The following is a 12,838-nucleotide window of genomic DNA, read 5'->3' on the forward strand; positions in this document are numbered from 1 at the left end:
TCGCGTTGCCCATCCCCGGACCCGCGCTGCGTGCGCGCATCGAGCCGAACGCCACGGCGCCCGAGCTCATCCGCAACTTCTGCATCATCGCGCACATCGACCACGGCAAGTCGACGCTCGCCGACCGCATGCTGCAGCTCACCGGCGTCGTCGAGCCGCGGGCCATGCGGGCGCAGTACCTCGACCGGATGGACATCGAGCGCGAGCGCGGCATCACCATCAAGTCGCAGGCCGTGCGGATGCCCTGGCAGCTGGGCGACCAGGCCCACGCGCTCAACATGATCGACACCCCGGGGCACGTCGACTTCACGTACGAGGTCTCCCGGTCGCTCGCGGCCTGCGAGGGCGCCGTCCTGCTCGTCGACGCCGCCCAGGGCATCGAGGCCCAGACCCTCGCCAACCTCTACCTGGCGATGGAGAACGACCTCGAGATCATCCCGGTCCTCAACAAGATCGACCTGCCGGCGGCGCAGCCGGAGAAGTACGCCGAGGAGATCGCGGGCCTGGTCGGTGGTGACCCGGAGGACGTCCTCAAGGTCAGCGGCAAGACCGGCGAGGGCGTCGAGGCGCTGCTCGACCGGATCGTCGAGCGCATCCCGGCCCCCGTCGGCGACGCGGACGCCCCGGCCCGCGCGATGATCTTCGACTCGGTCTACGACACCTACCGCGGCGTGGTCACGTACGTGCGGGTCGTGGACGGCAACCTCAACCCGCGCGAGCGCATCGCCATGATGTCGACGCGCGCCACGCACGAGCTGCTCGAGATCGGCGTCATCTCGCCCGAGGCCATCCCCACCAAGGGGCTCGGCGTCGGCGAGGTCGGCTATCTCATCACGGGCGTCAAGGACGTGCGTCAGTCGAAGGTCGGCGACACGGTCACCAACATGGCCAAGCCGGCCGACGAGCCGCTCGGCGGGTACAGCGACCCGAAGCCGATGGTGTTCTCCGGCCTCTACCCGGTGGACGGCACGGACTACCCGGCGCTGCGCGACGCCCTCGACAAGCTCAAGCTCAACGACGCCGCGCTCAACTACGAGCCGGAGACGTCGGTGGCGCTCGGCTTCGGCTTCCGCGTGGGCTTCCTCGGCCTGCTGCACCTGGAGATCGTGCGCGAGCGGCTCGAGCGCGAGTTCGACCTCGACCTCATCTCCACCGCGCCGAACGTCGTCTACGACGTCACGCTCGACGACGGCACCGAGGTGAAGGTGACCAACCCGTCGGAGTTCCCGGGCGGCAAGATCAAGGAGGTCCGCGAGCCCGTCGTGCGCGCGACCATCCTCGCCCCGAGCGAGTTCGTGGGCACGGTCATGGGCCTGTGCAACGACCGTCGTGGCCAGATGCTCGGCATGGACTACCTGTCGGAGGACCGCGTCGAGCTGCGCTTCACGCTGCCGCTCGCCGAGATCGTCTTCGACTTCTTCGACCAGCTCAAGTCCCGCACCCGCGGCTACGCGTCGCTGGACTACGAGCCCTCGGGCGACCAGGCGGCCGACCTGGTCAAGGTCGACATCCTGCTGCAGGGCGACCAGGTGGACGCGTTCAGCGCCATCGTGCACAAGGACAAGGCGTACGACTACGGCGTCATGATGACGGCGAAGCTCAAGGAGATCATCCCGCGCCAGCAGTTCGAGGTGCCGATCCAGGCCGCCGTCGGTGCCCGTGTCATCGCCCGCGAGACGGTGCGCGCGATGCGCAAGGACGTGCTCGCCAAGTGCTACGGCGGCGACATCAGCCGTAAGCGCAAGCTGCTGGAGAAGCAGAAGGAGGGCAAGAAGCGCATGAAGAACATCGGGTCCGTCGAGGTCCCGAAGGACGCCTTCATCGCCGCGCTCTCCTCGGACGGCGGTGGCGGCAAGGACGCCAAGGACAAGAAGAAGTAGTGCCCGCGCTGCCTGACGGGGTTCCCGTCCCGGCGGACGGCGCGCTGCCGGGCTGGGTGCGGCCGGCCGACGGGAGCGCGGCGACCCGCCCGTTCGGCGTGTACGTGCACGTGCCGTTCTGCTCGGTGCGCTGCGGGTACTGCGACTTCAACACGTACACGGCGTCCGAGCTGGGCGGCGGCGCCGACCAGGCCGCGTACGCGACGACGGCGCTGCGCGAGGTCGGCCTCGCGCACCGCGTGCTCGACGACGCGGGCCTGGGGTCGCGCCCCGTGTCCACGGTGTTCTTCGGCGGGGGCACGCCCACGATGCTGCCCGCCGCGGACCTCGCGCGGATGCTGCGCGGCGTCGACGACGCGTGGGGGCTCGCGGACGGCGCCGAGGTCACCACGGAGGCCAACCCGGACTCGGTGACCCCCGACTCCCTGCGCCTGCTCGCCGACGCCGGCTTCACGCGGGTCTCGGTCGGGATGCAGTCCGCGGTGCCGCACGTGCTCGCGACCCTGGAGCGCACCCACGACCCGCGCCGCGTGCCCGACGTCGTGGCCTGGGCGCGGGACGCCGGGCTCGACGTCTCGCTCGACCTCATCTACGGCACGCCAGGGGAGTCCCTCGACGACTGGCGGGCGTCGCTCGAGGCGGTGCTGGCCACCGGCGTCGACCACGTGTCGGCGTACGCGCTCGTCGTCGAGCCGGGCACCAAGATGCACGCGCAGGTGCGCCGCGGCGAGCTCGCGCTGCCGGACGAGGACGACCAGGCCGCGAAGTACGAGCTGGCCGACGACCTGCTCACCGAGGCAGGCCTCGGCTGGTACGAGGTGAGCAACTGGGCCCGCGGGCCGGAGCACGCCTGCCGGCACAACCTCGCCTACTGGCGCGGCAACGACTGGTGGGGGATCGGCCCGGGCGCGCACTCGTACGTCGCGGCCCCGTCGTCGGCTCGGCCTGCCGAGACCCACGCCGGGGTGCGCTGGTGGAACGTCAAGCACCCGCGGCGCTACGCCGCCCTCCTGGAGTCCGGCGCGTCGCCGGGTGCGGGCCGCGAGCTGCTCACGCCGGCCGAGGCCCAGCTCGAGCGCGTGCTGCTCGGGGTGCGGGTCCGCGAGGGGCTGGACGTCGCGGCGCTCGACCCGTCGCGCCGCTCGGCGGTGGCCGGGCTCGTCGCGCGCGGGCTGCTCGACGGCGTCGCCGCGGTCCGCGGGCGCGTCGTCCTGACCCGCCGGGGCCGCCTCCTCGCGGACTCCGTCGTCCGCGAGCTCACCCCCTGAACCGCCCCCGACGGTGAGACGGGCGGATCAGGAGATGATCCGGATGTTGATCGGGTAGCGGTACGCCTCGTGGCGGTTCACCGCGACGGCGGCGAGGATCGCGAACACGATCGACGAGATCCACACGGCCGCCCAGAGCACGAAGCCGATGATGACGAAGAACAGGATCACCGAGACCACGTAGCCGATGAGCAGCGTGATCTGGAAGTTCAGGGACTCCTTGGCCTGGTCGGCGACGTACGCGCTGCGGTCGCGCAGGAACAGCCAGACCAGCAGCGGCACGAGGAACGGCAGGATCCCGGCGCTCAGGAGCGCCAGGATCGGCGGGCCGATGTGGGCGACCATGGCCCACGTGCGCTCGTCCGACGGCGAGAGCGGCTGGGGCCCGTACCCGTACGGCGGGTGGCCGGGAGGCGGCCCGCCGTAGGGCGGCTGACCCGGGGGCGTCCCGCCGTAGGGCGGTTCACCCGGCGGAGGTCCCGCCGGTGGCTGCTGCGGCGGGGGTCCGTACGGCGGGGTGCTCATGGGGTCATTCTCGCGCATCCGTGGTGGTCACGTGCGGTGGCGGAGCGGTTCGGGTGCGGCCAGAGTGGGCGGAGGCGCCGACCCCGCCGGGTGCGTCGCCCGGACCACGTCGCCAGGACCACTCTGGAGGAACGATGAGCGAGAACACGCCGCAGCAGCCCGGCGACCCGCAGCAGCCGGGGTACCAGCCCCCGCCCGGACGGCCGGCCCCGCAGCCGCCGTCCGCGCAGCAGCCGCCCGCCGGCCCGCCCCCGCACGGCGGGCAGCCGCCCTACGGCGACCAGCCGTACGCCCAGTCGCAGCAGCCGTACGAGGGGCAGATGCCGGACCCGGGCCTCTACCCGGGCTCCGAGTACCCGCCGGACCGGTCGGGGGGACCGATCACGCCCCACGGGGAGGGCAGCGGCTTCCTCGGGGCGCTGTTCGACTACTCCTTCAGCCGGTACATCACGCCCAGCGTGGTGAAGGTCGTCTACATCATCGTCACGGTGCTGGTGGCGCTGGCGTGGCTCTCCGGCCTCGTCGCGACGTTCTCCCAGTCGGTCTGGGGCGGGATCCTCTACCTCGTGTTCGGGTGGATCATCGCGCTCGTGTACCTGGCGCTCGCCCGCATCACGCTGGAGTTCTTCGTGGCCGTCATCTCCGTGTCGGAGAAGGTCAACGCCTACGCGGAACGGGACGGCATCCGCACCCGCTGAGCGTCGCGGGAGCCAGGGTCACGCCGTGACGAAGTCGATCAGCTCCTCGACCCGGCCCAGCAGGGCCGGGTCGAGGTCGCGGTAGTCCCGCACGGTCGCGAGGATCCGTTGCCACGCGCGCCCGACGTCCTCGGTGGACGATGCCGGCCAGCCCAGCTCGCGCAGGATCCCGCGCTTCCACTCCGTGCCCCGCTCGATCGTGGGCCACGACGCCAGCCCCAGCCGCTCCGCCTTCACGGCCTGCCACACGTCGACGTACGGGTGGCCGAGGACCAGCACGGTGCCGCGGGGCACGCGCCGCAGGGCGTCGTCGGCGAAGCGCCGCTCCTTCGAGCCGGGCACCAGGTGGTCCACCAGCACGCCCACCCGCCGCTCCGGCGTCGGGGCGAACTCGTCGAGGGCGTCCGCGAGGTTGTCCACGCCGTCGAGCAGCTCGACCACCACTCCCTCGACGCGCAGGTCGTCGCCCCACACCTTCTCGACCAGCTCGGCGTCGTGCTTGCCCTCCACCCAGATGCGCGACCCGCGGGCCACCCGGGCGCGCTGGTCGTGCACGGCCACGGAGCCCGACGCCGTCCGGGTGGGCCGCGCGGGGGCGCGGGTGGTCACGGGCGCGGTGAGCTCCACCGGCTGCCCGTCCACCCAGAAGCCCGGACCGAGCGGGAACGACCGCGTGCGCCCGCGCCGGTCCTCCAGCACCACGAGGTGGACGCCGCCCGACTTCTCCACGCGCACCACGGCGCCCACCCAGCCGGTGGTGACCTCCTCGACCACGAGCCCGTGGTCGGCCGCGCGCGGCCGGGACACCGGCCGGCGGCGGTGGTGGGCGGAGCCGTCCGGCGCGCCCGGGGCGCGGGAGCCGGAGGAGGACAGGACGTCGGAGCCGTAGCGGTCGTGCACGGCCGTGAGCCTACGGTCGCGGCCGCGGGGGAGCGGGTCCCGACACGCGCCGCGCGCCGCCCGGTCGGAACCGGACGGCGCGCGGGCGGTGGTGCGGGGTGTCCCTGCCGCACGGGTCGGCGTGCTCCGCTCACGCGGGGCGCGGTCGGTGCAGCGGCGCCACCGCGGGGCGGCGGCGGGGCTCCGTCGGCGTCGACGGCTCCGGGCCCGCGCCAGCGTCCCGGAGCGCGCGGCGCGAGGCGCGGAGCTCGCGCGCCAGGCGGCGCAGCGCGACCTCGCGCTCGAGCTCCTCCTGACGGAGCTCGACGAGCATGTCGTACACGTGCGGATCCATGATGTCCTCCAGCCGGGGTGTGGTGTCACGGCTAGGGAGCAGGTCGGACGACGGTCCGTACACGACTGCTCAGGGCATGTGTACAGGTGTGTCGGGCGAACGTCAGGAGCGCGCCTCGCGCGCCAGGACCGCCGCCTCCGTCCGGCTGGACACGCCGAGCTTGCGCAGGATGGCCGAGACGTGCACCGACGCCGTCTTGCGGCTGATGAACAGCCGCTCGGCGATCTGCCCGTTGGTCAGGCCCTCGGCGACGAGGGCGAGCACCTGACGCTCGCGGTCGGTCAGCGCGCGGTCGGGCTGCCGCGCGCGGGTGGCGCCGCGGGCGAGGCCCGCGCCGTCGAGCAGCGCACGCGCCTGGTCGGCGACCAGCCCGCACCCGATCGCGTCGGCCGCCTCGACCGCGGCGTCGAGCCGCTCGCGCGCCGCGGCGCGGTCGCCCGCCTCCAGCAGCGAGGCGCCGTCGCGGTACAGCGCGTACGGCCGCAGGTGGGCGGGCCCGTCCGCCGCGACGACCGCCTCCCACGACCCGTCGCCCAGCTCGGCGGCGAACAGCGCCGCCCAGGTGGGGAAGGTCGGCCACACGGCGCACGACGCGAGCGCCTCGCGGTACGGCGCGACGTCGACCTCGCGCCCGGCCCTGCGGGCGCGGTCGAGCACGCGTGCGGCGACCGCGAGCACCGTGAGGCGGTAGTGCGGCGAGAGGGACTCCCGGTCGAGCGCGATCGGGATCAGGTCCAGCGCGTCGTCGAGGTCGTCGCGCAGGAGCGCGAGCTCGGCGAGCGTGGAGGCGACCCGCGCGCGGATCTGCTCCTCCATCCGGCCGTACCGCACCCAGGCGCTGCGCTGGGCACGGGTGCGCGCCTGCGCCGTCTCGACGTCGCCGCGCCACATGGTCAGCCACGCCCACCGCTCGCCGAGGTACACGGCGTAGTCGCTGGGGTCGATGAGCGGCACGGACCGCTCGTACCACCCCTCGGCGTCGGCCCACCGGCCCAGGCCGATCCAGGCCTCGGCCACGTTCCCCTCGACCATCGCGCGGGTGGCCCAGCCCGCGCCGAGCGTCCGCGCGATCCGTGCCCCGGTCTCTGCGAGCCGCTCGGCCTTCTCGAAGCGGCCGAGCTTGAGCCAGACGTCCGACGCGTTGGTGTAGTAGTGGCACTGCGCACGCCAGTCGTCGCCCGCCAGCTCGTGGGAGCGTTCCAGCTCCTCGAGGGCGTCGATGTCGCCGGAGTTGAGCCGGCTCATCGCCCGCAGGTTGTGCACCAGGGAGGCGTTCCGCTCGTCGCCCGCCGCGGCCGCGGCCTCGAGGGCCCGGTCGGCGGCGACGATCGCCTCGTCGTCCCGGTGGTCCATCATCGCGTTGCGCGTCTTCAGCCGCAGCAGGGTGGCCCGGCCCCCGTGGTCGTCCGCCGGCAGCAGCGCCAGCGCCTCGTCCAGCACATCGTCCGAGCCCGGGTCGCCCGCCTTGCCGAGGATGTGCGCCAGCGTGGACAGGGCCATCGCGCGCCCGGCGGGGTCGTCCGCCGGCCACTCGGCGACGGCCTCCCGGGCCAGGGCGTCGGCGCGGTCCACCTGGACGGCGTCCAGGAGGGTCTCGGAGACGTGCCGGAGCACGGCGGCACGGTGCAGCCCGACGACCTGCTCGGCGTCGGGGACGAGATCCCACAGCTCGAGCGCCCGCTCGCCCGCGGCGACGGCCGTGGAGGTGGCGCCGTCGGGCTCGGCCGCGGTGACGACCTCCACGGCAGCGGCGAGGGCCTTGTCGGGCACGCGGGCCCGCCACCAGTGGTCGGCTGCGGCGGCGATGCGCGGGAGGGTCCGTTCGCCCGCCTCCAGCGCGCCGGCGCAGGCGGCGTGCAGGCGCCGGGCCTCCCCGGGCAGCAGCTCGGCGGCGACGGCCTCCTGCATGAGCGCGTGCCGGAAGCGGTAGCCGTCGGCGTCGGCGACCAGCACGTGCGCCTCGACCGCCTCGCGCGCGGCGTCCTCGGCGTCGTCGAGCCCCGCGGGCCCCAGCATCGCCGTGAGCAGCTCGTGGGGCGCGCGGTGCCCCGCGGCGGCGACGGCGCGGCAGAACGTGCGGGCGGTGTCGCTCAGGCTCGAGTAGCGCAGGAGCAGCAGGTCCCGCAGGGAGTCCGGCATCGCCGCTCCCGCGAAGTCCGCGAGCTCCTCCGCGTAGAACGGCACGCCCTCGGTGCGCTCGACGAGCTGGACGAGGACCGGGCCCGGCACGGCGGCGGCCCGGCCACCTGCCGGCTCCCGGGCAGTGACGAGAGCCGTGAGGAGGAGGGTCGCGTCCGCGTCGCCGAGCCGTGGCAGGTCGACGCGGGTCACGAGGCGCGCGCGGTCCAGCTCGGCGAGCGTGGTCCGCAGGGGGTGGCGTCGCCCGACGTCGTCGCTGCGGTACGTGGCGACGACGAGCAGCGTCGTGCGCGGGGCGGAGCGCGCGAGCCGGGCGAGCACGGTGCGTGTCACGTCGTCGGACCAGTGCAGGTCCTCGAGCACGACGACGAGAGGACGCTCCGCGGCCAGGGCGGTCACGAGGTCCGCGAGCACCTCGGGGAGCCGCCCCGAGTCGACGTCGCGCCGTACGGTCACGAGGCGGGGCGCGAGGACGCCGAGCGCGTCGGCGGCGGGGCCGGCGGCGGCGAGGGCCGCCTCGGGCCCGAGCGCGTCCACGACGTCCGCCAGGACGCCCGTCAGCGCCGCGAACGGCAGCGGCCCGGAGCCCGAGTCCGCGCACTGCCCGCGCAGGACGAGCGGGGCGCCGTCGCCGTCGCCGACCTCCGCGAGGAACTCCGCCACGAGGCGGGTCTTGCCGATGCCCGCCTCGCCGCCGACGACGACCACGCCGCCGGAGCCGTCGCGGGCGTTCGCGTATGCCTCGCGCAGGGTGGCCAGCTCGGCGGAGCGGCCGACGAGCGGCGACGACGAGGTTCCGGTGGGCACGCCGCCATCGTGCCAGGCCGGAGCGGCCGCCGCCGCACCCGCGAGGGCCGTCGGGCGGCCGGGGGCGGCGGTCACTGCGGCCAGGGCCGGACCAGGCCCGCGGGCAGCTCCCACGGGCGGCGGGTCGCGCGGCGGCGGCGCGTGCTCGCCCGACGGCGCAGGCGTCGCGCCTGCTGGGAGGCCGCTCGGGCATGCCGGGCGGCGGCACGTGCCGCCGCCTCGTGGCGCACCGCCTCCTCGAGGTCCGCCTGGCGGGCGCGGAACTCGTCGTAGTACAGGTACTCGTTCATCACCGGTCTCCTTCTCCGCTCGGCGCCGTCCCGTTCGGGCGGCCGCCGGTGATCCCACCATCGGTCGCTGAGGTACCGGGCCGGATCGGTCAGGTGCCGGATCTTCGCGGCGCGGGGTACCTCAGACCGCCGTCGGGGTACCTCAGGCAGGGCCGGCGCGGGTCCCGGGGCAGGTCGGCGCGGGATCCGGCCGCGGCTCCGGCGTGTCGGGCCCGGCTCCCGCGGACCTCCTGCCAGCCCGCGTAGGATGGCACTCGGGACAGGAGAGTGCTAAGGACCACCACCCCCATCCGACCCGAGGAGGACCGTGAGCGAGGAACGCCGCCTGGCCGTGCTCCGCGCGATCGTGGAGGACTACGTCCACACGCGCGAGCCCGTGGGGTCGCGCGTGCTCACGGAGCGGCACGGCCTCGGGGTCTCGCCGGCCACGATCCGCAACGACATGGCGGCGCTGGAGGAGGCCGGGTACATCGCCCAGCCGCACACGTCCGCCGGCCGCATCCCGACCGACAAGGGGTACCGCCTCTTCGTCGACCGGCTCGCAGAGGTGCGTCCCCTCACCAGCCCGCAGCGGCGGGCGATCGAGACCTTCCTGTCCGAGGCGATCGACCTGGACGACGTGCTCGGCCGTGCCGGGCGGCTCATCGCCCAGCTCACGGGCCAGGTGGCCGTCGTCCAGTACCCGTCCCTGCGGCTGTCCGGGCTGCGGCACCTGGAGCTCGTCCCCGTCGGCGGGGCGCGGCTGCTGGTCGTCGTGATCACGGACACGGGGAGGGTGGAGCAGCGCTTCCTCGACGTCGGCGTGGGCGGTGCGGAGCCCGCCGTCGTGGCCGTGGACGCCCCGGCGGGGCCGGCCCCCGACCCCGGCGCCCTCGACGAGGGCACGCTGAGCGAGCTGCGCGCCCGCCTCAACGCGGCCGCGGCGGGCAAGGGCCTCGCGGACCTGCCCGACGCGTTCGCCCGCGTCGTGGCCGGGGTGGACGCCACCCTGGCCCCCCTGGCGCGCGGCATCGCCGACCTCGTGGTCGACACCCTCGGCGCGCAGCGCGAGGAGCGCATCGTGCTGGCGGGCACCGCGAACCTCGCCCGCGCGGAGATGCGGTTCGAGCAGGGGTTGAGCCCCGTGCTCGAGGCGCTCGAGGAGCAGGTCGTGCTCCTCGGCCTGCTCACCGAGCTGGCCTCCGAGCCCGGTGGCCGGGTGGGCGGCGGGGTGGGTGTCCGCATCGGGCACGAGAACCGCCTCGACGGCCTCACCGAGACCTCCGTCGTCGCCTCCGGTTACGGCAGCGACGGCGACACCGTGGCGATCCTGGGGTCCATCGGCCCCACCCGGATGGACTATCCGGGCACGATCGCCTCCGTCCGCGCCGTCGCTCGCTACTTGTCCCGGGTGCTGCCCAGCTGACCGCCGCGGCGGCACCCCCCGAACCAGCCGACCTGACCGTGCACGTCACCGACACGTCACCGAAGAGAGACCTGTGACCGACTACTACGAGATCCTGGGCGTCCCCCGCGACGCCTCGGCCGAGCAGATCAAGAAGTCGTACCGCAAGCTCGCGCGCGAGCTGCACCCCGACGTCGCCGGCGAGGCCGGCGAGGAACGCTTCAAGGACGTCGCCCGCGCGTACGAGGTGCTGTCCAACCCGGACAAGCGCCAGCAGTACGACATGGGCGTGGACCCCAGCTCGCCGTCGGGCGGCGCCGGCGCCGGGTTCGGCAACGGCTTCGGCTTCCAGGACATCTTCGAGACGTTCTTCGGCGGCGGCGGCCAGCCCGCCGGGCCGGTGCCGCGCGCCCGGCGTGGCCAGGACGCCCTCGTGCGGATGGACATCGACCTGGCGGAGGCCGCGTTCGGCGCCAAGCGCGAGCTGCAGGTGGACACCGCCGTCGTGTGCGGCACCTGCGGCGGCAACGGCTGCCGGCCCGGCACCGACCTCAAGACCTGCGACGTCTGCCACGGGCGCGGCAACGTGCAGCGCGTGGCCCGCTCGTTCCTCGGCCAGGTCATGACGACCGCGCCGTGCGCCGCCTGCCAGGGCTTCGGCACCGTCATCCCCGAGCCGTGCGCGGACTGCTCCGGCGAGGGGCGCGTCCGCTCGCGCCGCACGCTCACGGTCAACGTGCCCGCCGGCGTCGACACGGGCACGCGCATCAAGCTCACCTCGCAGGGCGAGGTCGGCCCCGGCGGCGGCCCCGCCGGCGACCTCTACGTGGAGATCCGCGAGAAGCCGCACGACACGTTCGTGCGCCGCGGCGACGACCTGCACTGCACGCTCCAGGTGCCGATGACGGCGGCCGCGCTCGGCACCGTGCTCGACCTGGAGACGTTGGACGGCGAGCAGGAGATCGACCTGCGGCCGGGCACGCAGCCGGGGCAGGTCGTGACGCTCAAGGGCCTGGGCGTGGGGCACCTGCACGCCGGCGGGCGGGGCGACCTCAACGTCCACGTCGAGGTCCAGGTGCCGACCGGCCTCGACGACGAGCAGACCGAGCTGCTGCGCTCGCTCGCCACGCTGCGCGGCGAGGAGCGGCCCGAGCCCCGGCTCGCGGCGGCGCACCCGGGTGTGTTCTCGCGGCTGCGCGACAAGCTGAGCGGCCGCTGACGTGAGCGCGAGGAGCCCTCGCGGAGGGACACCCAGGGGTGTGGTGTGCCGGAGCGAGGCGCCGCAGGGCTCGCGTGTCGAGGGCATGGCCGAGGGCAGCGCGTGAGCGCCCCCGTCTTCCTCGCGGAGGGCGGCGCGCTCGACGCGCTCGCCCCGGGCGACGTCTACGTGCTCGACGGCGCGGAGGGGCGGCACGCGGGCGTCGTGCAGCGCCGCGGCCCGGGCGAGCGCCTCGACGTGGTCGACGGCGCGGGCACGCGCCTGCGGTGCGTGGTCGACGCCGTCGCGGACGGCGAGGTGCGCCTGCGCGTCGACGAGGTGGTCTCGGAGGAGGCACCCGGCGTGGTGCTGACCCTGGTCCAGGCCCTGGCCAAGGGGGACCGCGACGAGCTGGCCGTCGAGGCCGCGGTCGAGGTCGGCGTGGACGCGGTGGTGCCGTGGCAGGCCGACCGGTCCGTCGTCGTGTGGCGCGGGCAGCGGGCGGCGAAGTCGCGCGCCAAGTGGGTGGCGACGGTGCGCTCGGCGGTGAAGCAGGCGCGCCGCGCCTGCCTGCCGTCCGTGGCGGAGCCCGTCACCTCCCGCCAGCTCGCCGGGCGGGTGCGGGAGGTCGTCGCGGGCGGAGGCGCCGCCGTCGTGCTGCACGAGGACGCCACGACGCCGCTCGCGGACGTCGTCCTCCCGTCGCCGGCGGCCGGGCCCGCCGAGGCGCCGGCGCTGCTCGTCGTCGTCGGGCCGGAGGGCGGGATCTCCGACGCGGAGGTCGCCGCGCTCGAGGAGGCGGGCGCCGTGACCGCGCGCCTCGGGCCGCACGTGCTGCGCACGTCCACGGCCGGCCCGGTCGCCGTGGCGCTGCTCAGCGAGCGCCTCGGGCGCTGGGCCTGACCGGACAGCCCTGCCCGACCCCGGCAGGCGGTCCCGGCGCGCGGTAACGTCCGGGGCATGACGAGCGCGCCCAGCACCGACTGCCTGTTCTGCAAGATCGTCGCCGGCGACCTGCCGGCGGACGTGGTCGCCAGCACCGACCGCGTGATCGCGTTCCGCGACATCGACCCGAAGGCGCCCGTGCACGTGCTGGTGGTGCCGAAGGAGCACCACGGCGACGTCGCGACGCTCGCCAAGGCGGACCCGGCCCTGCTGGCCGAGGTGGTGGCGATGGCCGACCGGGTGGCCGGCGACCTCGCCGACGGCCAGTACCGGTTCGTCTTCAACTCCGGCCCCCGCGCCGGGCAGAGCGTGTTCCACGTGCACGGCCACGTGCTCGCCGGCGCCCAGCTGGGCTGGACGCCCGCCTGAAATCGGCTGTGCCGCCCGCGGCCGGTCGATAGACTCGAGACCTCAGAACGTCCCGTACCGACCCTCGCACCGTCTTCCGAAGGAGGGCCCCGGCGGCAGCC

General features: G+C 74.9%; 12 protein-coding genes. 7 read left to right on the forward strand and 5 right to left on the reverse strand.

Annotated elements, in window-relative coordinates; all coding sequences use genetic code 11:
• Positions 1-5 precede the first annotated feature (5 nt).
• Together lepA and hemW are read left to right on the forward strand one after the other, a co-directional pair.
• The gene (gene lepA, locus ACQP60_RS11315; RefSeq protein ID WP_429732272.1) at positions 6-1,880 is read left to right on the forward strand and encodes a translation elongation factor 4; all 1,875 of its coding nucleotides are present in this window, start codon (positions 6-8) and stop codon (positions 1,878-1,880) included.
• Complete coding sequence (gene hemW / locus ACQP60_RS11320; RefSeq protein ID WP_429732275.1) at positions 1,880-3,148, forward strand: radical SAM family heme chaperone HemW; 1,269 nt, start codon at positions 1,880-1,882, stop codon at positions 3,146-3,148. The genes lepA and hemW overlap by 1 nt, the downstream gene beginning before the upstream one ends.
• A 27-nt stretch (positions 3,149-3,175) precedes the next feature.
• Here the strand turns inward: hemW and ACQP60_RS11325 are convergent, their stop codons facing one another.
• Positions 3,176-3,673 carry a DUF4870 domain-containing protein gene (locus ACQP60_RS11325; protein WP_429732278.1) on the reverse strand — a complete coding sequence of 166 codons (498 nt, stop codon included), beginning with the start codon at positions 3,671-3,673 and terminating at the stop codon, positions 3,176-3,178.
• Positions 3,674-3,807: 134 nt separating this feature from the next.
• Between ACQP60_RS11325 and ACQP60_RS11330 the strand changes: the two genes are divergently transcribed.
• A complete protein-coding gene (locus ACQP60_RS11330) occupies positions 3,808-4,371 on the forward strand; it encodes a DUF4282 domain-containing protein (protein WP_429732281.1) in 564 nt (187 codons plus the stop codon).
• Positions 4,372-4,389: 18 nt separating this feature from the next.
• Here the strand turns inward: ACQP60_RS11330 and ACQP60_RS11335 are convergent, their stop codons facing one another.
• From ACQP60_RS11335 to ACQP60_RS11350, 4 genes are all read right to left on the reverse strand, one after another.
• Positions 4,390-5,271, reverse strand: coding sequence for a DUF3097 domain-containing protein (locus ACQP60_RS11335; protein WP_429732284.1), 882 nt, complete (start codon positions 5,269-5,271; stop codon positions 4,390-4,392).
• A 130-nt stretch (positions 5,272-5,401) separates the two neighbouring features.
• Entirely contained in the window at positions 5,402-5,605 is a 204-nt protein-coding gene (locus ACQP60_RS11340; RefSeq protein ID WP_429732287.1) for a hypothetical protein, read from the reverse strand.
• Positions 5,606-5,707: 102 nt separating this feature from the next.
• Positions 5,708-8,551, reverse strand: a complete 2,844-nt coding sequence (locus ACQP60_RS11345) for a helix-turn-helix transcriptional regulator (protein WP_429732290.1) — start codon at positions 8,549-8,551, stop codon at positions 5,708-5,710.
• A gap of 71 nt (positions 8,552-8,622) precedes the next feature.
• Positions 8,623-8,841, reverse strand: a complete 219-nt coding sequence (locus tag ACQP60_RS11350) for a hypothetical protein (protein WP_429732293.1) — start codon at positions 8,839-8,841, stop codon at positions 8,623-8,625.
• Between the two features lie 307 nt (positions 8,842-9,148).
• On the opposite strand from ACQP60_RS11350, the gene hrcA reads away from it, so the two are divergent.
• The 4 genes from hrcA to ACQP60_RS11370 all read left to right on the forward strand — a co-directional run bounded on the left by hrcA (position 9,149) and on the right by ACQP60_RS11370 (position 12,737).
• Positions 9,149-10,246: a heat-inducible transcriptional repressor HrcA gene (gene hrcA / locus ACQP60_RS11355; protein ID WP_429732296.1), complete on the forward strand. Its 1,098-nt coding sequence runs from the start codon at positions 9,149-9,151 to the stop codon at positions 10,244-10,246.
• Positions 10,247-10,319: 73 nt separating this feature from the next.
• The gene (dnaJ, locus tag ACQP60_RS11360; RefSeq protein ID WP_429732299.1) at positions 10,320-11,444 is read left to right on the forward strand and encodes a molecular chaperone DnaJ; all 1,125 of its coding nucleotides are present in this window, start codon (positions 10,320-10,322) and stop codon (positions 11,442-11,444) included.
• Positions 11,445-11,546: 102 nt separating this feature from the next.
• A complete protein-coding gene (locus ACQP60_RS11365; protein ID WP_429732302.1) occupies positions 11,547-12,326 on the forward strand; it encodes a 16S rRNA (uracil(1498)-N(3))-methyltransferase in 780 nt (259 codons plus the stop codon).
• Between the two features lie 57 nt (positions 12,327-12,383).
• Positions 12,384-12,737, forward strand: coding sequence for a histidine triad nucleotide-binding protein (locus ACQP60_RS11370; protein ID WP_429732305.1), 354 nt, complete (start codon positions 12,384-12,386; stop codon positions 12,735-12,737).
• The last annotated feature ends 101 nt before the right edge of the window (positions 12,738-12,838 follow it).

Origin of the sequence: Isoptericola variabilis, assembly GCF_050311655.1 — a bacterium.
Lineage (GTDB): Bacteria > Actinomycetota > Actinomycetes > Actinomycetales > Cellulomonadaceae > Isoptericola > Isoptericola variabilis.

Bases quoted from the DNA above. Each gene is read 5' to 3' on its own strand.
- ACQP60_RS11325 (WP_429732278.1), bottom strand. From the start codon at position 3,673: ATGAGCACCCCGCCGTACGGACCCCCGCCGCAGCAGCCACCGGCGGGA.
- ACQP60_RS11330 (WP_429732281.1), top strand. From the start codon at position 3,808: ATGAGCGAGAACACGCCGCAGCAGCCCGGCGACCCGCAGCAGCCGGGG.
- ACQP60_RS11340 (WP_429732287.1), bottom strand. From the start codon at position 5,605: ATGGATCCGCACGTGTACGACATGCTCGTCGAGCTCCGTCAGGAGGAG.
- ACQP60_RS11350 (WP_429732293.1), bottom strand. From the start codon at position 8,841: ATGAACGAGTACCTGTACTACGACGAGTTCCGCGCCCGCCAGGCGGAC.
- ACQP60_RS11370 (WP_429732305.1), top strand. From the start codon at position 12,384: ATGACGAGCGCGCCCAGCACCGACTGCCTGTTCTGCAAGATCGTCGCC.